The sequence below is a fragment of the Bradyrhizobium sp. UFLA05-153 genome, assembly GCF_054185185.1.
Genome location: NZ_JBBIAM010000096.1, coordinates 15,077 through 37,331 on the forward strand (window position 1 = coordinate 15,077; position 22,255 = coordinate 37,331).

13 protein-coding genes and 1 pseudogene are annotated in these 22,255 nt (G+C 57.9%); 7 read left to right on the top strand and 7 right to left on the bottom strand.

Annotated elements, in window-relative coordinates; translation table 11 throughout:
* Nucleotides 1-5: 5 nt before the first annotated feature.
* The 5 genes from Q2941_RS37600 (at nucleotide 6) to Q2941_RS37620 (ending at nucleotide 11,726) form a co-directional block, all read left to right on the top strand.
* Nucleotides 6-1,496: an ATP-binding protein gene (locus tag Q2941_RS37600; RefSeq protein ID WP_458195655.1), complete on the top strand. Its 1,491-nt coding sequence runs from the start codon at nucleotides 6-8 to the stop codon at nucleotides 1,494-1,496.
* Entirely contained in the window at nucleotides 1,493-4,255 is a 2,763-nt protein-coding gene (locus Q2941_RS37605; RefSeq protein WP_458195656.1) for a Z1 domain-containing protein, read from the top strand. The genes Q2941_RS37600 and Q2941_RS37605 overlap by 4 nt, the downstream gene beginning before the upstream one ends.
* Nucleotides 4,252-5,265 carry a PD-(D/E)XK motif protein gene (locus Q2941_RS37610; RefSeq protein WP_458195657.1) on the top strand — a complete coding sequence of 338 codons (1,014 nt, stop codon included), beginning with the start codon at nucleotides 4,252-4,254 and terminating at the stop codon, nucleotides 5,263-5,265. The genes Q2941_RS37605 and Q2941_RS37610 overlap by 4 nt, the downstream gene beginning before the upstream one ends.
* The gene (locus Q2941_RS37615; protein ID WP_458195658.1) at nucleotides 5,262-7,106 is read left to right on the top strand and encodes an AIPR family protein; all 1,845 of its coding nucleotides are present in this window, start codon (nucleotides 5,262-5,264) and stop codon (nucleotides 7,104-7,106) included. Before Q2941_RS37610 ends, Q2941_RS37615 begins: the two co-directional genes overlap by 4 nt.
* 450 nt (nucleotides 7,107-7,556) lie before the next feature.
* Nucleotides 7,557-11,726 carry a protein NO VEIN domain-containing protein gene (locus Q2941_RS37620; RefSeq protein WP_458195659.1) on the top strand — a complete coding sequence of 1,390 codons (4,170 nt, stop codon included), beginning with the start codon at nucleotides 7,557-7,559 and terminating at the stop codon, nucleotides 11,724-11,726.
* A 434-nt stretch (nucleotides 11,727-12,160) separates the two neighbouring features.
* Here Q2941_RS37620 and Q2941_RS37625 read toward each other — a convergent pair whose 3' ends face one another.
* The 7 genes and pseudogenes from Q2941_RS37625 to Q2941_RS37655 all read right to left on the bottom strand — a co-directional run.
* Nucleotides 12,161-12,391 carry a hypothetical protein gene (locus Q2941_RS37625; protein ID WP_458195660.1) on the bottom strand — a complete coding sequence of 77 codons (231 nt, stop codon included), beginning with the start codon at nucleotides 12,389-12,391 and terminating at the stop codon, nucleotides 12,161-12,163.
* The gene (locus tag Q2941_RS37630) at nucleotides 12,388-13,344 is read right to left on the bottom strand and encodes a coiled-coil domain-containing protein (protein ID WP_458195661.1); all 957 of its coding nucleotides are present in this window, start codon (nucleotides 13,342-13,344) and stop codon (nucleotides 12,388-12,390) included. The genes Q2941_RS37625 and Q2941_RS37630 overlap by 4 nt, the downstream gene beginning before the upstream one ends.
* Before the next feature lie 126 nt (nucleotides 13,345-13,470).
* Nucleotides 13,471-13,824, bottom strand: coding sequence for a hypothetical protein (locus Q2941_RS37635; protein ID WP_458195662.1), 354 nt, complete (start codon nucleotides 13,822-13,824; stop codon nucleotides 13,471-13,473).
* A complete protein-coding gene (locus Q2941_RS37640; protein ID WP_458195663.1) occupies nucleotides 13,796-14,149 on the bottom strand; it encodes a hypothetical protein in 354 nt (117 codons plus the stop codon). The genes Q2941_RS37635 and Q2941_RS37640 overlap by 29 nt, the downstream gene beginning before the upstream one ends.
* A gap of 815 nt (nucleotides 14,150-14,964) precedes the next feature.
* Nucleotides 14,965-17,724: a bifunctional DNA primase/polymerase gene (locus Q2941_RS37645; protein WP_458195664.1), complete on the bottom strand. Its 2,760-nt coding sequence runs from the start codon at nucleotides 17,722-17,724 to the stop codon at nucleotides 14,965-14,967.
* Between the two features lie 199 nt (nucleotides 17,725-17,923).
* Nucleotides 17,924-18,106: a hypothetical protein gene (locus tag Q2941_RS37650; RefSeq protein WP_458195665.1), complete on the bottom strand. Its 183-nt coding sequence runs from the start codon at nucleotides 18,104-18,106 to the stop codon at nucleotides 17,924-17,926.
* 511 nt (nucleotides 18,107-18,617) lie between these two features.
* Nucleotides 18,618-18,767, bottom strand: a pseudogene (locus Q2941_RS37655) (LuxR C-terminal-related transcriptional regulator); the annotation flags it as partial.
* A 424-nt stretch (nucleotides 18,768-19,191) separates the two neighbouring features.
* On the opposite strand from Q2941_RS37655, the gene Q2941_RS37660 reads away from it, so the two are divergent.
* Together Q2941_RS37660 and Q2941_RS37665 are read left to right on the top strand one after the other, a co-directional pair.
* Nucleotides 19,192-20,247: a hypothetical protein gene (locus Q2941_RS37660; protein WP_458195666.1), complete on the top strand. Its 1,056-nt coding sequence runs from the start codon at nucleotides 19,192-19,194 to the stop codon at nucleotides 20,245-20,247.
* Nucleotides 20,248-20,526: 279 nt separating this feature from the next.
* Nucleotides 20,527-21,885, top strand: a complete 1,359-nt coding sequence (locus tag Q2941_RS37665; RefSeq protein ID WP_458195667.1) for an integrase arm-type DNA-binding domain-containing protein — start codon at nucleotides 20,527-20,529, stop codon at nucleotides 21,883-21,885.
* Nucleotides 21,886-22,255 lie beyond the last annotated feature (370 nt).

A 22,255-nucleotide genomic window follows, 5' to 3' on the forward strand; every position in this document is an offset into this window, starting at 1 on the left:
TTCCCGTGCCAACGCGCGCCGTACCTCCATCCGCTGCCGCTCTCGTCGGCTCCCTTCGGGGCGTCGGCTATTCGCTTGAGACGGCGATCGCCGACATTCTCGACAACAGCATAGCCGCGGGTGCAAAGGGTATCGAGATCCAATGGGAGTGGAACGACGGAGAGCCCATCGGTTGGGTTTTGGACGACGGGTCCGGCATGCATGCCGACCGGCTGGTCGAAGCCATGCGATTCGGCGGCATCGGCCCGGAAGCTGAGCGGACGGCAGAAGACCTCGGCCGATTTGGACTGGGCCTCAAGACCGCATCGCTATCGCAGTGCCGTCAGCTGACCGTGGCGTCCAAAATCCGTTCGGGGTTGGCGTCATTCACGTGGGATCTGGACCAGCTCCGCAAAAACGGCGGTGGGTGGGATTTGATCGAAGGGGATGCCGGCCTTCCGGAGGAAATCCGCGATCAATTGAAGTCCAAAAAGACGGGCACGCTCGTTGTGTGGCGCAAAGTCGACTTCGGGCGAACCACCGATCGGCCCAGCTACGAGTCGTTTCTGGCCGATCTACAGCGCGTCGATGCGCACCTTGGCATGGTTTTCCACCGTTTTCTTGCGGGCGACGCCCGACCGCTCAAGATCACCTTGAACGGCAGTCGGGTGAATGCCTGGGACCCGTTCCTAGAAAGGGATGAATCGATCATCCGTAATCCGGAACAGTACATAACCGGCCCGGGAGGCAGAGTTCGTGTGCGCGGGTTCGTATTGCCCCACCGAGACCGCTTCCGCAGCGAAATTGAATTCGAGAAGGCCGGCGGACCCGATGGCTGGACGGCTCAGCAGGGTTTTTACGTGTACCGGCAGAAGCGCCTGCTCTCGGCTGGGGGCTGGCTCGGACTCGGAGGTAGCCGCGCATGGACACGCGATGAGACCAGCCGGCTTGCCCGCATTCGTATCGACATTCCCAATACAGCCGACCATGACTGGCGCATCGACGTGCGCAAGGCAATAGCTCGCCCGCCGGACGCGATCAGAAAGCCCTTGCAGCGGATCGCCGAGGATGTTCGTCGCAAGGCGCGCGAGGTTTTTGTCCATCGCGGGCAGTACGGTAGTCGGCAGAAGGCAACTGGCGTATCGCGAATTTGGCAGGTCAATCCCGAGGGCTCAAAGCGCCGGTACACCATGCGGCGGGACCACGAACTTATCCAGCTGATCAAAGGACGCATGGACAAGACCGGTTTCGATCTGCTTGAGGGACTGCTCGGTCTTATTGAGCGAACAGTCCCTGTCGATCGCGTATGGCTCGACGTAACCGAACGTGGCGTCCCCGATGAGGAGGTCGACAACTCGGAACTCGTGAACGCCGCGCTCTCGATGGCGAGATTGATGGAGCGAGCGGGGCTTAGCCCGCTCGAAGTCGCGGCACGGCTTTCGACGATGGACCCGTTCGACAAGGTCGAAGATATTCAACAAAAACTGATACGGAAGTTGCAGGGGGCGAAGCGATGAGTTCTGTTGAGGACGCGATTGGATCGATGGCCCTGATGATGCTTCGGCAGCGCCATCCCAATACAGCTGTTGGCAGAGAGGAGATCGAGAAGGCAGTGAATGACTGCGCGAAGCTCCTCGCCCAGGATATCTCGGCTGAACAGATCGCAGCGATCGTAGAGGAGTTGGAAACAAGGCTGATCGTGAAGGTTGGGCGGCCAACCAAACTCATTGACGAGCGAGGACACGTTCCCTGGTATTTCGGAGACCGGAAGGAGGGCCGCAGGTTCTTCAAGCGCTACAGCGATTTCCTGCTGCAGGATCAGGGCTGGCCTCCGGCGGCAATCGATGCGATCGACCTTTCCACCGACCTGATCATGGAACAGATCGAAGATCCCAATCGCGACGGTCCTTGGGACCGCCGCGGGCTGGTCGTCGGGCATGTGCAGTTCGGGAAGACAGCCAACTATGCCGGGCTAGCGAGCAAGGCGGCAGATGCCGGGTATAAGCTCATCATCGTACTTGCTGGCATGCATAATGCGCTTCGGCAGCAGACCCAGCGCCGCATGGATCGCGACTTTCTCGGCTATAACACCACTCCCACAAATGGCGGCGGCTTCATACGGATCGGCGTCGGTGAACTCGACAAGAACATCCATGCCGAGCATCTCACCACGCAGGCGGCAAACGGTGATTTCAACCGCGCCTTTGCGGACAACCTCGGAATCGGGGTGCAGCAGCGGCCGGTGCTTTTGGTCATCAAGAAGAATGCCCGCATTCTTGAAAATCTGAACAACTGGGTTAGCGAAGTTTTGGCGCCCAAGGGTGACACCGAGGCGCGGCCGCTCCTTCTTATTGATGACGAAGCGGATCAAGCGTCAGTCGACACCGGCGAACAACAGTTTTTGGATGACGATACTCCTGATCCCGAGTACGAGCCGAAGCGGATCAATGGTCAAATACGACGACTTCTATCCGCATTTTCTCGCTCTGCGTACGTCGCGTACACGGCAACTCCGTTCGCAAACGTGCTCATTCACGATGCGGCCGCCACCGAAGAACACGGGGATGACGTATTCCCGCGTAGCTTTATCATCAATCTCCCTTCTCCATCCAACTACGTCGGACCGAGCCTGCTCTTCGGCATTGACGGCAGCGGAAGCGACGCAGCCCAAGAGCCCCTCGACGTCACGCGGGACGTTGATCAGGACGAAGAAGGCTGGGTCACCGTCGACCACAAGAAGGTTTACGTGCCCCGGTATGGCGGAGAGGAGCGTATCCCGCCATCACTCGAAGACGCCATCTTAAGCTTCGTGCTTGCCTGCGCGGCACGCGCTGCACGCGGCCAGCGCAATGTGCATAACTCGATGCTGGTCCACGTCTCGCGCTTCAAGGACGTGCATCAAGCGGTCTTCCGACAGGTTGATGAGTGGGTCTCGGACCTCAAGCGCAAACTCAAATACCGATCGAAGAGGAAGGACTCGGTCTTCGATCGCTTGCGCGAGCTCTGGGAACAGGATTTTGCCCCGACGTCGGCGGCGATCAGAATGACGGAAATTGGAGAGACGCTTCCCGTAACCGAATGGGCTGCTGTCGAGCGCGAACTTTCTTACGCTGCCGACAAGATCAGGCCGCAGGTCGTCAACAGCGAAATTCGCGACGCGCTCGACTATGACGGCAACGCAGCGCAGGGCCTGAACGTCATTGCGATCGGTGGCGACAAGCTCTCGCGCGGACTTACGCTCGAAGGCCTGACTGTCAGCTACTTCCTGCGCGCATCCAAAATGTATGACAGCCTCATGCAGATGGGACGCTGGTTCGGGTATCGGCCCGGCTACGTTGACCTCTGTCGGATCTACATGACGCCTGATCTGCGGCTGTGGTTCCGTCATGTGGCTACCGCAGCAGAGGAATTGCGCGAGCGCCTCGACCACATGGCCATGATCGGAGCCACCCCGGAGCAGTACGGTCTCAGAATCCAGTCTCATGACATCCTGCTCGTAACCGCGCCAAACAAGATGCGTCACTCGCGGGAATTCCAGGTATCGTTTCAGGGTGAGGCGAAAATACAAACGATCTTCTTCAACGACCTGGCAACCAATCAACGCAATGCCAGTGCCATTACCGGCTTCCTGGACCGGATCGGGCCGGCTGCCGAGCCCCAAAAACAAGCGGAGCTCAAATCATTCGATGGCCGTCGCGTGTGGAAAGTCGCCGCCGGTGCGGAAGTGGCAAACCTTCTGGCATCTCTGCTCTTTCCGGAAGAGGCGCGAGACGTGAACGCCGCCCGCCTGAGCTCGTACATCCGCGAGCAGTTGGGTGTTAGGGAATTAACCGACTGGACGGTTGCGGTCCTCAGCGGCAGCGGCGAGCCGTTGGCCGTGAACGGATGGAGATTCACGACCATCGAACGCGCCCCGTTGCCACGCGGTGAAGCATCCGGTCGGTATGTGGTGAAGACCATTCTCTCACCCCGTGATGAGGCAATCGATCTTGATCAATCGGAATTCGCTCGCGCCCTGGCCGCAACGAACACAAAGCGCGCGGCGGCTGGCAAGGACGACGCGACCACACCGGATGGTCCTGAAATTCGAAAGGTCCGCGGCGAAAATCCCAAACGAGCGCTTCTCTTGCTGTATCCGCTCTCACCCCAGAACGCGAAACTTGATGCGATCGACGTACCGATCTTCGGGGTTGTCGTCAGCTTCCCGGATTCGCGCAGCGGCCGCTCAATCCGATATCGGTTCAATTCCGTCGAACAACGGCTCGAGCCGGTATGACATCCATTCGCGACGAGCTCGTATCGAAATGGTCGGAAGCGGCGCGCGCCAAACCAAGCGATCGCGAATGGAGGGCGGTCGCCCTCTCCGTGCCCGCAACGGTGCGCTTCCTGGCTGGCATTCGAGAGCCTGACGGTCGGATTGCGCTTCTCATCGAAGCCCCTCTCAGCGCTGCGCCGAGTACGTTGCTGAGGATATCCGCGGAAGGCGTCAGTCTCAGTGATCGACGGGACGCGGCTCAGGGAATGCTCCGCGTTGCTGTCGCGCTGGAGCGCGAACCCCTGCGTGATGTTTTTGAAGTGCTGGCCGCCGATCTTGTCGAGGTCGTGAGGCAAGCTGAAGCTCCCGCTCAAGCCGTCGCACTCGGCGTTTCGCGACTTGAGGCGTGGCAGGCCTTTCTCCGCTCGGGCCGACGGGGCCTCTCCAGGGAGGAGCAGATCGGGCTCCTTGGTGAACTGACAGTGCTGGAGCTCTTGGCAGCCGAGATCGGATATGAAGCGGCCGTCGAAGGCTGGTTTGGCCCGTTGGACGGTATCCAGGACTTCAGCAGATCGGGGGTCGGCATTGAGGTCAAGGCGGTCGCTGGCGGGGGAAGTCTCATGCGAATATCCCGCCTGGATCAACTCGATCGGAGGGGACTCTCGACCCTTCTCATCGCGCGTCCGCGATTTCAAGAAGCGCCCGAGGGACGTACTCTGGTGACAGCAGCGCATGATATTCGCAACGCTCTGGATCGATCTGCAGCCGGTGTGAGGCCGGCGTTCGATGATCGGCTGCTCAGGGCGGGCCTCATTGAGGTGGATCGCCAAGCCTCTCCTCTTTCCTCATTCGTGCTGCAGGACCTCTATGGGTTTGAGGTACGAGATGAGTTTCCGCGGCTGACTGGCCTATCAGTGCCAGCGGAAATTGTGGATGCGTCCTACTCCCTGGACGAAAGACTACTAGGCGGGTTTTTGATTGACGTTGATGGTCTATCTCGATTTTTCAAAATGATGGGCGGAACCTCATGAGTGATGAAGCGATCGAAACGTTCGCCCGGGAACTCGCGGCAGAAGTCGAAGAAGCGATTCAGTCCGGCGACAGCAGCATATACAGCGAGGAGGAATTCACACGTATCGTGCTGGATCGGCTCGGTGACGAAGGAGCCATTGAGAACCCTACTCTTCTTTGGCAGGAGGGCAACTTTGCACGGACGAAGTACAAGATAACGGGTTATTCGACCCCCGACGATGAAGAGCGTATCGTGCTCGTAACGACCATTCATACAGGAGAACTCCCGCCCCGCGCATTGTCCCGGGACGAAATCCTCACCGCGCTGCAGCAGGCGATGAAATTCTACGAGTGCAGCTGCAAGGGGCTTCATACGAAGATCGAGCCGTCAAATACCGATGCGAGCGAGCTTGCGCGGCATATCTATGAGGCGCGTGAACAGATCGGCGTACTTCGAATCGTGTTGCTGTCGGACGGCCTCACAGGCCTCCGATCAATCGACCTCAAGAAGGCATTCGACGGCACGCGCATTATCGTTGATCTCTTCGGCATCGAGCGTCTACAGCGAATTCTCGGACAGGGGCTGCGCAGAGACGACATTGTCGTGGATTTCAATGCTGACTTTGGCGGCCCTCTCCCATGCCTCAAAGCATCCTCGGGAAACGCCGACTATGACGCTTATCTGGCCTCCGTGCCAGGCGCGCTGCTTGCCGATGTCTACGAGAAGTACGGCACCCGACTGCTCGAATTGAACGTGCGAGCGTTTCTCGGGCTTCGTGGCCGCAAGAGCGTGAACGCAGGGCTGCGAGCGACCATCCGCGATCTTCCGCATCGCTTCCTAGCCTATAACAACGGCATTGTCGCGACCGTTGATGCAATGGAGGTAGAGGATAACGGGCACGGGCAGTTCGGCATCAAATCGGTACGGGGCCTGCAGATCGTCAATGGTGGTCAGACCACCGCCAGCCTGCATCGCGCCAAGCGGCAGGATGGCGCTGACCTGGATGCAATCTCGGTGCCGGCCAAGATCATCTGTGTGCGAGGTGCGGAACTCGATGAAATGGTAGCGGCGGTCTCGAAATCCGCCAACAGTCAGAACACCGTTCAGCCTGCAGACTTCTCTGCGAACGATCCGTTCCACGTCACCGTCGAAAAGCTTGCGAATAATACTTGGCTGCCTGACGGCAAAGGGCGTTGGTTCTATGAACGTGCTCGTGGTAGCTACGGCGCTGCAGAGCTAAAGGCATCGTTCGCCGCGGCCCAGAAGCGACGATTTGCGCAGGAAACTCCGAAAGAGCGTAGGTTCTCCAAAACCGACTTGGCAAAGTACCTAAATGCCTGGGATGGGCATGCGCACCAGGTGAGTTTCGGCAACCAGAAGAACTTTCAGTTCATTATGCAAGCCCTGAAGGACGAACATCCGGATGGCTTTGAGCCGGATACAGCTTGGTACAAGGCGTTCGTTGCCAAAGCGATCCTCTTCCGGACCACTCAATCAATCGTCAAGTCGAAGAAGTTTGCCGCTTTTCAGGCAAACATTATCGCCTACACGATCGCCACCCTTTCGTGGGTGATGAACGGACGCATCGACTTCGACATGATCTGGACCCGGCAGGCGATCTCACCTGAGCTGCATAAGCTGCTTGAGGGTTGGGTCGGCAAGATCGACAAGGCGCTCCGTAAGACGGCGGGTAACCGCATGGTCAGCGAGTGGGCTAAGAAGGTAGAGTGCCGGGACACTCTTCGCGAACTATCCTTTGACCTGCCGGACAAGCTTCCGCCTGAACTTGTCGGCCAGACAGGTCCTGGCATTCGCGGGTCCAGCCGTTCCAAAGTCCGAAACAACGAGCTCAGTCTCTAGACTAAAACGCTGCCGATGCAAAAGGCATCCCGGTGCGTTTCTTCTCGACAGCAAACATCAATGGATTGGTCTGGATCAGCTCCCTTGATGATCAGGAAAAGGGCACTCGAATAAGCTTTTCATATGAGCGAAGGTATTGGAAGAGAACGTATCATTTTGGGGCTTTGATCCGACCGAAGACGGCTACTTGGGGCTCACTTCGTCGGCTATACTTCCCTAAGACACAAGTCCGAAACGCTTTGCCGTGGGGGAGTACCGGACTAAATCTGTCCTCGGGCTCGCCATCCGAAGCAGCGATCGGTGACGACGCCCCCGGGACACCCCAGCATTGCGGCCATAGAATTGGGCTAGGGTGGCGATCTCGTGAAAATTAATAGACGCAAAACACGGCGGGCAAGCCCCGCAACGGGTCAAGGGCGAAGCCGTGCGGGACGATCCTCAATCTCCGAGTTGGAGAACTGGTCGCCACCCGATTTCAAAGGTCACCGGCGTACCCGGATCGGCGCCAGCATCGTCGAGCAGTTCGTGGCGGGTCACAATGCCGGCGATGTCTTGCGGGAACTCGTTCAGAACGAGTTCGATGGAGGTGGCGACCGCCTCAACGTAACTTTCAGTGCCGACTCCCTGTACGTCGCTGGCAACGGTCGCGGCATGAGCTCCGACGGGTGGAAACGGTTATCTGTGATTCTCGGCACTGGCCGAGTGGTTGGTGACGACGAAGGGGAAAGAGTCAAGCCAAAGACCAATGGAATTGGGTCCAAGAACTTCGGACTCCGCTCGCTCTTCCTGTTCGGAGATGAGATATTCGTGCGTTCAAACGGGCACGTGTGTCTCCTCGACCTACGAACGCTGGAAACGGGAAGGGTTCCTGATCGAGCTTGGGATGGCAGCAAGGGCGTACGCCTGCGGGTTCCCTTCCGCAAGGAGCCCTTCGAAATGCTCGAGCCCTTCACGGGCGATCATGAGAGTCGGGCCTTTGAGATCATGGCCGGTGGGATGCTCGCCACGTTGGTCAAGCTGGCGCTACCGGGCCGACGTCCAGGGCTCCGCGAGTTGACGCTTCGATCGACGCGTGCCGAGCGCACCTTAGTTTGGAGTCAGAACGCCAAAAGTTTGCGTTCCCCCATGAAAGGCGTTTCCGTGGTTCGCCGGGTCGGAAGGCTTATCGACATCCACGCTAGCGTCGAGCAGCGGCGCGAGTTTGAGGAGATGGAGTTCTCAATAGCCCTGCATATTCCGGACAAGCACGCGGATCGTGCCTATCCGGCATACTTCAAGTCCGGTGTGCGCGTAATCAGGATCGCCGTCTCTATTCCACTGCTGCGAAGGAGGCGCCTAGACGAGAGTCGTCTAGGCCACTTCTTCTACCCTCTTGAGGCTCCCGACGCCCTCACTGGCTGTCTCGTCGGGGTCAGCGCGCCATTTGAGTTGAGCAATGACCGCAGCAGCCTGCTCGACAACCAGTGGAACGATTGGCTGATGGTTGAGGCGGCACGATTCACTGCCGCGCTTCTCACAGGCGACTGGCTGAACCGCTTTGGCCCGGCAGCATTTCAGGTGCTCGACCGGACTAACGCAGCCAAACCGTCTCGCTTCATAGAAGAAATAGAGCGTCGGCTACGTGAGCAAGCCTGCTGGCCTACCCAGGCTGCTGGCTCCGAACGGTTTGCAAGCGCCAGCCAAATTGTCGTGTTAGCTGATCCGGCCCTTGATGGATCCCTGTCGAGTTCGGGCTATCTCGATGCAAGGCTCGTGGCCGACCCGATCGCACGAAAGCTTGCGCTCACCAGTGGTGCGCGTCGTTTCACCCTCTCCTCCCTAGTCCGACTGAGGTGCGCGGATAAGGACTCAAAGCACCTGGAGACGAAGCTCGAAAAAGACGAGGCAAACTACTTCTTCCCAAACTACCAAGTCGCCCTTAGCGACGAGGCGCGCCAGGTCGACATAGCGAAAGCTCTGACGAAACTTTCAGGGCAGCTAAGCCGGGCCCACCGTCACGACCTCCGCTCCACAGCCTCCACGCTGACAGCGGTTGGCGAGCTTCGACCGGCAAGCGAACTCATCACTGTCCCGCCCGAGATTTGGGGTGTCTGTCCCGAGCCTCTTGAGAACCGGCTGCATCTTTCGCTCGTTGAGCACCAAGCCGTCGCGGGCCTATGCCGGGACTTCGACGAACAGACGTGGATGGCCGCGGCTGCGGGCCGAGCGTTGGCGGGCTCCATAGCCGAGGCGGAGCGGGAGGCGCTCTATTCCCGGATTCTCGACAAGAACACGCACTTGGGACGGAATGTGCTGGCCGCGATCAGGAAGTCCCCCGTCACGAAGAACCATAAAGGTGAGTGGACCGCGCCAAGGGATATGGTTTCGTTGAAGGGAGCGATCGCAAAGTTCATGGCCACCTTCGTCAGCGCGCCCTCAAAAGAAATGGCCGCCAACCCGAGTCTCCTGGCTAAGCTCAGAATTCGGGACCGCCTGGACACTGTGGACCTCACCACAGCTGCCTCACAGATTGAGCAGCACCCTGAGGCAGCGGACCGCTTCGAGCGTCTTCTTGCGGACAACCAGCGTCTTATAACGTCAATGGCCGCAAAGCGGCTCGCCGATGTACCCTTCGTGCGCGCAAGGTCTGGCAGGTTGGCTGCCCCATCCTCTCTTTTCCTGAATACACCAGCCAATCGCCTCTTAATTGCTGATGATGGCAAGCTAGTTGGGGATTCAAACGAGGCTCTCTATCGGCGCTTGCAAATTCGGGAGCATCCCTCCGTCGATACGCTCACTGAAATGATCCACGACGCGCGTAACCGATCCGAACCACCAGCAAGACCTGAGATCATATATCCGGCAATCATAACCGGACTTCAACGTGAGAGACGTTCTAGAACAGAGTTTGAAAACGCCCCAATACTTTGGGTCGACCGCGCCTATCACGCCCCCTCGGACGTGCTCGTAGGGACACATATCTCCCGTGTGTTCGACGAAGCTGTGCCTGTGTATCGTGGCTCCGAAAGGGTTTTGCACGCCTATTACTCACTGGGCGCCAAGGCACAGGCTAAGGATGACCACTGGGCTAAATTCTTCCAACACGTCTACCAATCATGGAAGGGTGAGCCGCTCACGGACCAGCAGAGGCGCGTGCTCTTGGAGGCATACCGGCAGCGGGGGCCTCAAGGTCTGCCAGATGGTCTCGAATCCGTTGAATGCCTCCTAGCGCGAAATGGCCTGCTGTATTCGCTCAACGAACTGCGGGCGGGAACCCTGGTCGAGAACGACTTCCCCGCCCTGGCTGCTCGCCTCGAACGGTCCGATTCGACGCTCGGCGTGGTCGACATTTCAGAGAGAAACCGCAGCTTTTTCCATCGGCTAGGCATCCGGCTGTTGTCATCGATCGCCGGCGCCGGATCGCCTGTTTTTGGAGACCTATCTGACAGACCACTCTGGTTCAAGCCCCACCACAACGACCTATTGGTGGCGATGCTGCGCCGTCCAATCTTTGCGCAGGCGCTGCATGCAGTTGCGCTTCTGCAGCGTAATGCATTTTCTGGTTTCAGACCGGCAGACCGGGATGAGCTTGCAAGGCGTCTCCACAACATCAGCGGCGTCTCCTTCTATTCGCAGATATCGCGAGCGTACTCTGTCGGGAAGGCCACGACCCGCGTTCCCGTTGAGGCCGCCATCGGCGACAGCGCTATTGGCCTTGTTGCTCCGAAAACCAAACTCGATTTCCAGCAACTCGTCGCACAGGCATTGGCCGAAGTGGTCGGGGCCACGAATGTCGCCCAGACTCGCGCTCTTTCGACTGCTTTCCTGCCGTTAGTCCTTTGTCGTACTGTCGAGGAGATTCTGGTCTGCATGGAGCGGACCGGCATCGACATGCGAAGATGGGAACGGCCCGAAGAGCCCGAATGGGAGCTCACCACTGCCGGCGCTGAGGAACTCGGCGAGGAGATCATTCGACATGTCTTTAGTTCACTTAGGGCTGAGGACAAGCAGGAACGCTCAGCGGAAGACAGCGCTGGCAACGCCGTAGCGCAGGGCACACGATCAGCTCCTCCATTGCTCACGCCACCGTCTTCCGCCCTCGGGGCACTGCCTCCCCTTGGAAGCGTTGAGCTGACCATCATACAAGCATCGCAACGAAACCTAGGACCTCGTCTCCAACAATCCGGCAGCTCGGACGGGTCCAATGCCTGGGCACCAAGGACCATTCCGGAGATAGAGCGAGATCGCGAGGTCGGATTGCGCGGCGAGGAACTGGTCTACCGCAGGGAAATGGAGCGTCTTAAACAGGCAGGCCATCCCGAGCCGGAGTCTGTTGTGATCTGGACTTCACGGAACGATCCCGGTGCGGACCACGATATTCGGTCGATTGACGAGAGCGGCGGAGTACGATGGATTGAGGTCAAGTCGACAACAGGCAATGACGGCCGTTTCGACTGGCCTCGCAAGGAGTTCGAGAAGGCGATGCGCGAGAGGGACCACTACGAACTGTGGCGCGTATACAGAGCGGCGAGCGCGGCGCCCATCGCGAAGTGTTTCCATGATCCGGCGAAGATGCTGGGCGAGTCACGGCTGCAGCTCGAACTTGGAAGCCTTCGCGCATGCGTCGAGAACATCGAATAAGCCCAATGCCCCAGACCTCCTGTGATAACGCAGCTTCGGTGCAGCGCTCCCTGTTCACTACCGAAGGGGCTTCCCGATCATCGCACCTTAAGCTGCCGCCGTTCACGTATTGCTTGATCGCCCTCGATTGCGTGTCGAGCAGTTGATGGAATTTTGCCCCGGCCGCCTTCGCGGCATATCTGTTTCTCCAGCTCTAGCTGCTCATGGCAGCGCCGATCAAGGCGTGCCCCTCCTAGCGCGACGGCGGGCGCGCGCGTCGAAACACTTTTTCGCAAAATCGAGATCGAAGATCAGAAGGATCTCGCCTTTGTTGCGCGGTTCGCATTTCGGGTGCTAACCGGAGGCGTTCGGACCAGCGGTAACCTGATCAGCTTGTCTCGAAGAGCTGCATTGCGAAGGATCGCGTGCCCGTTTCCTGATGATTGCACTACTCGTCAAGCTTCCCGCGCACGCACGTTCTTGAAGTGCTCGTACATTTCCCGCAGTTCCGCGATCGGCCCGTCACTGCCGTCGAGGAAAACGGGCGTCAGGCGAAAGGTGCCGTGGTCGAATTTCCAGCCTTTGATGCCGTACATGAAGTAAAGCTCCGTGGACGCGCGGAGATAGGTTAGTTCTCTGACCCGCTTCAAGTCATCGCGATGAAAGGGTTGGATTGCGTTCTTCATGTGCGTGTCTCCGCAAAGAATTGTTCGAAAGCCGCACGGAGCGGAATGCTGTCAGTAGAACCGTCGGTGTAAATCAGATTGAGATTGTACCCGGCATCGATATTGGTGCTGGTGATGCGAGGCACAATCGCGGGCTGGCCCATCGGGCCCCTCTCGCCACGTTCGCCCTTGGGGCCTTGCTGGCCGCGCCTGCCAGCTGAAGCGAACAGTTGCCATCCGTCGCCAGGGCACGGCCCAGGATCATCATGGCGTGCCACGAAGCTCGATCCATTCAGTGTGACGATCGATAGTCGACGATAATTCGCGGCGGGATCGTAGGTACCTTCAATGCTGTAATTGAGCGCGTCCTTGCCATCCCGGCCTGCGCGCGTGATGCAAAGCCAGTCCATATGTGGTGGGATCGCCGCAGTGTCGCGTTCGGCCTGATACAGCGCGCCGTTGGCGACGACGAGATCACGTTCGTAATAGACGCGTCCCTCGACGTGATCCTTCACGATCTCCAGCTTGCCAGGCGGGCCGGCGGGACCAGGCGCGCCATCGAGTGGCTGCTTGATCAGCGCCACTCGGTCTGCGATCTCGGCGCGAAGCTCGGCACGGATTTCTTCTCGCATCTCTGCCTTAGCCGCGCGGACGTCGGCCAGCGCCGCTTCCAGCTTCACCGAATTGACCTCCAATTCGCGCTGAAGCAATTTCTTGGTCTCATCGAAAAGGCGGGCGAGGCGCTCGTTGATGCCTTTGCCCAATCCGCGGATGACGCCATCCTTAAGCGCTGCGATCTGCTCGTCCACAAGGTGCTGGACGTACTGCGCCCAGGAGGCCCGAACGGCGGCATCGGTCGCGACGGTGGCCGCGGTGGTTACCGCGGTGCTACTAGTTTCCTCAGCTGCGGTGTTGGTCGCGTAATGCCTGCTAACGCTACCGAAGCCACCGCCATATCGCGATTTGCCGGACATCGAGGCCTCCGCTCAGTGCAATGCGTCGGCAGCAATGGTGCGTGCCCAAGATCGCGGCTCAAGATAGCGAGCCTTCGGAAAGTTCGTGAACAGCTTTCATGGTTGATTACTCCTTTGATCGTCCCATCACCTTAAGGTCATGTGTGAGACCTCCTCGTGCCTTGGCCTTTCGATCGCCCCGATTGGATCAGGTTCAAACCGACTCAGCCCCAGTCGTTCAAGACGCTTGCCGATTTCCGCGACTTCCGGATCGATATCGGCGCCGCTTCCGATCCAGCAGGGCGGCGACTGCCAAGGCCGCAATCGCAAGTGTGCCATCTGTTGATGGTAGGAGGCGAACATCGCGGTCGCGAGCGCCCCGTCGGTCTCCAATTTGCGCTCGATCTGTTCGGTCCGATCTGGTTCGGCCACTGTCAGTTCGAGCGAGTGCGCCAGCGCCTTGCGGTCGGCGTCAGTGAGCAAGGCTGATGCTGTCGTCATCGTCGTCTTCCGGATGTTCGGCCAGATATTGCGCCGCCATACTAGGCCGATGGTCTTCCCGCATACGTGTCAATGTCCGTGCGGCCGTGGTCGGCAGCAGGCGCAAGCCGCGTGCCAGCGCCAACATCATTCGACCAGTTTTTTCCCAAGCCCCGACGTTGTCGGTCTTGCCCAGCCGCTCAAACTTGATCGCCGCTTGCACAAAAGCTGTTAGCAGCAGTGTATCGCCGGTTTTAAGGTGCGCGTTCGCATCAACGATTTTGAGGAAAAGGAATCGCTCCGGCCGTGTCAGCGTCGCTGGTGGCGTTGGCAGCGGTCGCGACAAGGTCGCAGTCTGTTGCGGTCGGGAAGAAGCTGTTTTTCGGCCACGTTGCATCGGAAACCTGTGTCGTTTAGCTCTCTTGGACCTGTGGGCCGCTGAGCAATCCGGACGATTTAGTTTTTTCCGAATGCCCCCCGCCGGTCTAATTTCATCGAAGCGTGGCCGCGAGGCCGTGCCATGCTTGGCTTCTTCACATAGCGTGCAACTACAATCATCAGCGCGTCGATACAGCGCGATTGATGGTAGGCAGGTCTTTTTGCAGTTTCTTTGCAGATCGCTGAGCGAGCGATTTCGGAGAGGCTCTGCTCGCGCGCTTGCGAGAGAGATCACCGCGAAGGCGTGGCGTAATGCAGATGTTGAGCCGTGGTTTGCCGCTTGACATTGGGCGCCGCCTGCCGTTGAGGTATGCGCAATAGACACGCTTAGGTTAAGCCTGCCGCGAGACGGGCGCAACGAAACAGATTTGGGAGGTTTGGATGGTTTGGGAGGTTTGTTTAGCCGCTGCCGCACGGCCTTTCAGCAGCACTGCGCATCGTCTTATCAAGCCTCTTTTGGACAACAAAAACGTCTTGCGCTGAGGCTAAAACAAACCTCCCAAACCTCCCACACCCCAAAAAACTCTCAATAAGATCAATGCAAAGTTGGAGGTTATGCGGGAGGTTTGCATTTTGGCCCTGCCGTGCCGCGGATCGCGGGCCGATGCTGACAGGCCGCAGCAGGCCGACGCTCTAGCAAGGCCGCAGCCAGGCGCGCCGACTGCTTGACAGGCCGCAGCCTGACGCGCGCCAGCGGCCCGCGTTAATCGGCCAAAGCAAGGCCTAGACGGCTTTCACCTCGATAAAATACTCCAAGCTACCTTTGACCACCGAATGATCGCTCCTGCTGCGCAAGGTCAGCACCTGTTGTTGGTCATATCTGACAGGATTGTTTCTATGCTTCCCAAGTTGCTTTCCGACAGACCTCGGCGAAACATAGCGGTCATGCTGTATCGTCGGGTAAAGAAAGCTTTGCAGCATGCCGCTAAAAACGCAATCGGCCGAAGCATTGCTGTTGAATGATCTGGCATCGTTGATCACACCGGCAACATCGCTAGCAACAAAGCCTTTAGGCCAACGTTGCGACAGCGCGTTGAGCACCTCGGCTAGCGTCAGAGATTCCTCGTCTTCGGTATCTTCCTGACTGCGGAATATGATTTCGAAATCAACCGGCGTCGCTGCACTGTGCTGCTTTGCGGCATGTTCCACCGCCGCCCCGACCAGTCGCCACCATAGCTTAAAGCGGGTTTTTGACGGTGCGTTACGCTTGGTCTTGAGCTGCGGATTGCCGATCAAGATCGTATAGAACGCCCGCACCAAACTGGCGCGATGATTTTCGGTCCAACCAATCGGGTCGGCATGTTGGAATACACGGTTTTCAGGATCAGGCCGGTCAACATTAATCTCGACCTTTAAGCTACGCGATGCCAAATCACCACGTGGCCCGACATTGTTGCCGGTAAAGAAGTGGATAGTGCTTGCTGACGTTGTCACTATTTCACTGACCCCGAGCTTACGGTCGGAATAGAATGCAGAGGTGCAAGATTTCTCGATATGCGGACAGTTTATCTGCGAGCCGCGCGTAATGTTGTCCCATAGAATGTAAGGCGCTCCGAACATAAACTGTGACATTATCGCCTTGCGTCGTTCCTCCTCGTTGGTTGACCATGCCGACGCGGCAGGTAGATTGCCGGTTATGGCCGAAATCAGCATTGACAATGTCGTGGTCTTGCCACCGCCACGCCGTCCGGCGGTAACCCAGAACGCAGGCCGATCAGGTAATAGCGAGCGTTCGATCATAGTCAGCGCTGCGGCGATGATGATGCACTTGCCGTGATAGTCGGTCAAAACGTCACATAGCCATTCATCGCACAAGAACCGCATCGCTTCGGCGACGGCAGCATCGGTGCAGTCAACTGGCCGAGGCATGATCGCGCGCACCTGATCCGGAATTTCAAAGACGATACCGCGCGTCCGATCGAGGCCTTTCGGTGCCAACAGTTCTCCGCTCGCTAATACGATCGGTGCCAACGCAATCGCCGCCACCGTCGGCAACTTTTCGTCCGTCCGCGTGCGGTAGTGTTTGATAAATGGTATCGGCAGGCAGACCGAGCGGCCCTTGCCGTTGATAAAGTCGATGTGCTGCTCGATCAGCTCGGCCGTCTCAAGGTCGTTCATTGTCAGGAGCAAATATTGGTCGGGCGCAGGCAACTTGTTTTTGTTGTCTTCAGGATGCTCGGCGTTGGCGTCGTCAGCAGAGAAGGCATGAGTATGCGGAATGCGCATCTTGGCCACACGTGTCATCGTACCATTTAGGCCGCGCGCAGGTGGCTTGTCGGCGGGCGAAGCAGCCAGCACCTTATTGAGCTGGTTCATCACCGGCATCTTCGGCGCATCATTTAGCGGGACTTTGATCGTCGGACGCAGTGGCTGGTAGCTAATAGCAACGATATCGGCAGCGCGGGCGTAGGCAGGTGCGACAATCTCCGGATGCTCTTCATCCCACACCGCGCTCCAATTAGAACTCAGATAGTTGGCAATTTTAAAGATCGTTCCAGCACCGATCTTCGTCGGCAGGCTTTTGCGATAACGCTCGTCCCACGCAAACGCTGCATCCTCTTCATTATACTTGTCTTTGTTCTTGGCGCTGAACTTCATCCATATCTTGCGGCCTTCGGCACTGCCACCAGATGCACGATAGAGCGCCATGCCGAAATTGTTCCAAGCGCCCCAACCTGTGAACTTTTTAATCGTGCCATCGTCTTTCTCGAGGCACCATTCAGCATTGAGGCCTTCGTTTGGTATCAAGTCCATTGCCGCCGCAAGCTTTTCGGTCGGCGCTTGCGGTTCGCTCGGTTCATGCGGCACAACTTTTTCGACCACCAGATCGAGCAGCCACTGCGGTGCACTGGCTGGCTTGATCTCAGGTCCTGTCAGCCATTCATAACAGCCGACATCTGGCTTGACGCTAGGCGGTGCCAACACCATGCCGTTGTCGCCCAGCACATCGATGCCTGGGCCGATCTTGCCGGTATTGTTGTTACTGATCGTGATGCCGTCGCCATCAGGCCACCTGAAATAATAATGCACGCTGCCCGATGGACTGCGCACCATTGGCGTGACGGGCCATTCGCCGCCGTTGTCAGCGATCAGCTTGTCGAGCTCCAGCTGACCGTCTTGCGTCAGATTTTTATGGCCTTCGACAGTGTCAACGTCGATCACAAATAGCCGATTGATTGCGCCTGTGACAAGGCAGACGTTGGCGTCAGGATGATCCTTCCAGTATTTCCTGATCGTATCAGGGTTGCGCGTCATGCCCCAGTTGCGGCCGTCCTCTGCGTACTTCTTGCTGCAATAGGACTTCCTTGTGCCAGGCACGCCCGGAAAACCAAACCGGCCTTTGCCGTCTTTGGCAAAGTCTAGCATCGCTTGGAGGCACGACTTTGGCTGCGGTGGCTTGTCGGCAGACGCATGATTTGGGCTTGCCGCACCGGCGGCACCGGATTTAAGGTCGTTGCGCTGGTTGTTGTGGTCACCGTGCATGATCGTGGTCCTTCAAACGCTGAAAACGGTCGATTGCTGAAAGCGAGCATTGGCGGTTCTCTTCAGTTTTCCGTTTTCAGTTTTCAGGTTCACGATTTCAAAAAACTACAGCGACGAGCGCATACGTTGTGGTAGCGATCACTGCAGGCCCCTCGGGTGATGATGCCCCATCCGAGGGGTATTTTTTGTTGAGTTCGGTCTAGGAAGGTCGTCGTATCGGTTCTTCAATTCTTGCGCCGCAAATGCAACACCGTTGCTTCGCGATATATTCCTCGAGTATTTCGACGATTTGGGTTTCCGGGTTTTCCACGTTAAAATGCTTTTTCACTGCTTCCCATATCGCATCCGGGATTTCGACTTTCACATCATCCACCGCTCTCATGGTCGTACCTCCTCTTGCTGCTTCCGTTGTTGCAATCGCTGCAACGTCATCGCGGCACGTTGCAGATTTTTGGCAAGCGACCCTTTCCGCGACCGCGCTTCGCGATCAGTCCGCCGCGCCTGTGATCCGTAATATTTGGATCGGCCGTGCAAACGCTTGACTGCGCTCATGGCTCCCGCTCCATCCACTGCGAGCGGTTCGCCAAGCAAATGAAAACACTAGGCCGCACTAGCACGCACAAAGCGCGGGTTAGCCACTCGAACCGTTTGAAAGGCCTTATAGATTGCAGAACTGCCGGGCCCACCAGCAAATCAAACACTTAGCGGATTTTCATTTCACAGGCAGTTGGTCATCGCACCAGAAGCGTCCCGCCTCATTGTGCCGAGCAGCGTCACCGGCCGGGTTCGCGTCCAGCCTTCGCCTTGCTCCATGGCAAGACATTGCCAGCAGCGCGCGCGAGCGGCGACTGCACTCTTGCGCGTGGAGTGCGCCGTAGGTTGAACAAGTCGTTCTAGGCGAACGGCATGTCGATGAGCCGAAGCTGGATCGCCTTCGCTATCGCGTGCGGCCTGTTCGATGCGTTGAGGTGCAGGATCGCACGCTTCATGTGCGAACGTACCGTCTCGCAGGACAAGCCGAGGATCAGGGCGATGTCGTCCGAGGTCTTCCCTCGCTGCCTATCTCGATTTCCGGAGCGTGCACGAACTCATACTCGCCATTTCCAAAGGGCGTGCACCATCGCCGACGAACTGTCGAGTCCGAGGCCGGTCGCGAGAGCCAATTTGGTCTAAGGTGGTCGTAGACGAGTATGTTGCGCGAGCCTTCGCTATCCGGCAGAATCGGCCGTTAACCGATCTGGCAGCGCTGGTATGAAGCCTCCCAAGACCGCTCTAAGATTGCCCCGGTATTGCAGGCGAAAGCCGTTGAAGAGTGGCCGTTGGGCCTACTTCTTCGAGCCTCCGACGTGGGCGCGTGCGCAAGGGTGTCACGTCAAGGCGGAGGCCCTTGGCGAAGATTACAGCACTGCGGTTGAGCGCGCCGAGTACGTTCTGCTGCCGGCCTTCGACAGTTGGCGCTCTCGCGGAATGACCGACATGGTTCCGATTGGAATCATTCCAGGGTTCTTTGATTGGCTTGTCAACGTGTTCAAGGCCCATCAGAAGTGGAAGGAAATCGACCACAAGATGCAGCGTCTCTATGAGCAGGGCTTGGCACTATTCGCCGATCACTTGTTAAAGGACGGCACGCGCGCTGGGTCGAAGCAGATCGTCGACTTTACGAAAGGCTTCGTCGACGCCGTTTATGCCAAGCTGCTGATTGTTGAAGAGAAGGACGCCGACGGAAACGTGGTACGACGCGAACGGCGCCGCTTTGCCAATGCCGCGATGACGGCGTGCCGCCGTGCCTGGTTCGTCGGTCAACGTGCAGAAGAAAAGAGAGTGCCCACCGTCAATCCATTCTCAAAAATGGGTCTGAAAGCGCGCGCACCGGGACAGCCGGTGCGCGAGACGCCGACTGCGACCTGGGACGAGTTGGTGGCATTTCGCGCCAAGGCGAACGAACTTGGCTATCGATCAATCGCGACAGCGGCACTTGTCGCATGGGAATGGCTCCAGCGAGAAGAACACGTGTTCGGAGCTTTCGAGATCAGCCACTATCGACCGAAAGAACGCCCGAACAGTGTGCGCATCGTCCATCCCAAGAATGGCGAGGAAGCCTGGTGGCCGCTTTTCGACGAGACTGGCGAGACCTTGTTTCCCGAGCTGATGGCAGAACTCGACGACATCAGGCAGACCATCGTCACCGGGCTCGTCTTTCGGCGTGACCATAAGCACCGGAGGTCGCCTACCCCGCTGCCATGGATCACAGCCAGGCAGGATCTTCGCTACCTCCGGGAGGTCGTGAAAAAGATCGTTCGCGCAGCCGGCCTGCGGGAAGAACTGTCATTCACCTCGTTCCGCCACGGCGGCTTCACCGAGGGCGCCGACAGCGATCTAACGGACGCTGAGCTCAGAGCCGCAGGCCGCCACCGGTCATCCCGGCAGCTGCCGACCTATGCGAAACGCACACGGAAACAGCTAATTTCGGGCACGAAGAAGCGGCGAGAGGAAAGAACAAAAGCAGCCGGTTTGTCGGAATAGCAGTCGGCCGTCTGTCGGAATGACGACCGCGAGAAACCCCTAAGCTATTGAAAAGCTTGGTGGGCGCACCAGGGCTCGAACCTGGGACCCGCTGATTAAGAGTTCAAAACCGGCGCCTCTCTACGACTTCTGAATCTGCGCCACACTACGACAGCGACCAAGAAGGTCTTTTATTTATAGGGACTTGTCGCATAGCTTCGCATTCCAGCGAAGCCAGACCTCCAAACACCTCGGCTCGCCAAAACCGTTTGAAAACCGTTTTAACAGTTCACGTCCCCCATGACCGACATTCGCATTGCTCTCAGCGACAAGGCCATCGCTCAGCTACCGACTCCTGAAGATGGCTGGTATCTGGCTCGCGACACCGAGCTGAAAGGCTTCTTCGTGGTCGTGGGGAAGCGGAAAAGGACGTTCACTGTTCAAGGTGATCTAAGACAACGAGGAAAGCGGGCCTCTTCCATCAGAGTGTCGATTGGGGATGCCAGCGAGTTGACGACTCGAGCAGCCCGCGCGATTGCCAAAGAATATCTTGCTCAGATCAGCAAAGGGCAGCACCCGAAAGCGAGGCTAGACGGAAAGGCCGGAAAGGCCGACACCGATGGGAATAGTGCCGTAGCGGCCGCTACTCTGAAGCAGGCTTGGCAACGCTATCTGGAAGCTCACCTAATCCGAAAGGGCCGTAGCGAAAAAACGATAAGCGGCTATCGAGATCACGTCGAACGTCTCTTTTCGGAATGGCTTGACACCCCTCTGCTCGATCTCGCGAACGATCCCGGTCGTGTCGCCGAAAAGCATGATCAGCTTACCAAGGAGAACGGTCCGTACATGGCAAATGGCAGCATGCGTACACTGCGGGCCATTTACAATCATGCTCGGAAGACGAATCGATCGCTGCCGCGTGAGAATCCCGCAGACGCTGTCGATTGGAATCAAGAGGAGCGCAGGAATACCGGTATGGGCACCAGCGACTTGAAAGGATGGTTCATAGAGCTGGCCAGTCTAGACAATCCAATCCGGCGCGAATTCCATCTGCTCACATTGCTGTGCGGGTCTAGGCCCACCGCATTGCAGCAGGTCAGGCCCGAACACATCAATTTTCGGCGGCGAACGCTTCACATGCCAAAGCCCAAGGGAGGTAGTAAGCGAGCGTTCGATATCCCGCTATCTCGGGAAATGATCCTGAGTCTCGTCCGGGTGCTTCGTTTCGGCAGGCTAATGCATCCGTCTCAGGCACAAGAATGGTTATTTCCAGCTGAGAGCGCCTCCGGACACCTAGCGGAAACAAAGGAGGATCGAGATATCTTGTCAAAATGGGGCAATGACCTTCGTCAGACATTTCGGACAGTTGCTACGGCTGCCGGCGTTTCCGAATTCGACGCCAAGCTCCTCATGAACCATTCAATTCCTGGAGTGAATGCAGGCTACGTCACTCGACACAAGCTAGTTGAAGACCATCTGCGCAACCAACAACAGGCCATCAGTACCGTCGTTTTTTCCGCTCTCGGTAAGTCGCTCAAAGGACAGGGACCTGTGCCAGATTGGCTCGGTCACAAGGCAAGCCGACGAGTCATCAGTCAATTTCAATCGAAGCCCCCTCCTCTCGGCGAGCAGGAAGAAAGAGTTCGACAAGCAGCTTGATCCGAGCGGGACGCGATGAAGAGCTTTAAATGGTCTTACGCGTAGGTTTAAAGCGGGGAGGCGTGACCGCCGATACTGACATCGGTTCAAGTTGCGATCTGAGTGAGGATGCCCGCTGCGTCCCGAACGCAGTGGGCATCTTCTAAGTTATTGATATTTCTTGTTGTGGCGGTCGTTCCCGTCCCGTTTTGTTCACGGTCGTTTCACCCAATTCGTTGCGATATCGTTGCGCGCCCCCGCTGCGAGAACAGCTTTCCTTCGGCACCGATGGCATTGACGAAGTGAGGCTTGTGCTAGGTGGTGTGGACTCTAAGGATTCCCTTTTGAGAGCAAATCAGATTCAAGGCTTCTTTTTGGGAGCCGGCCTTGG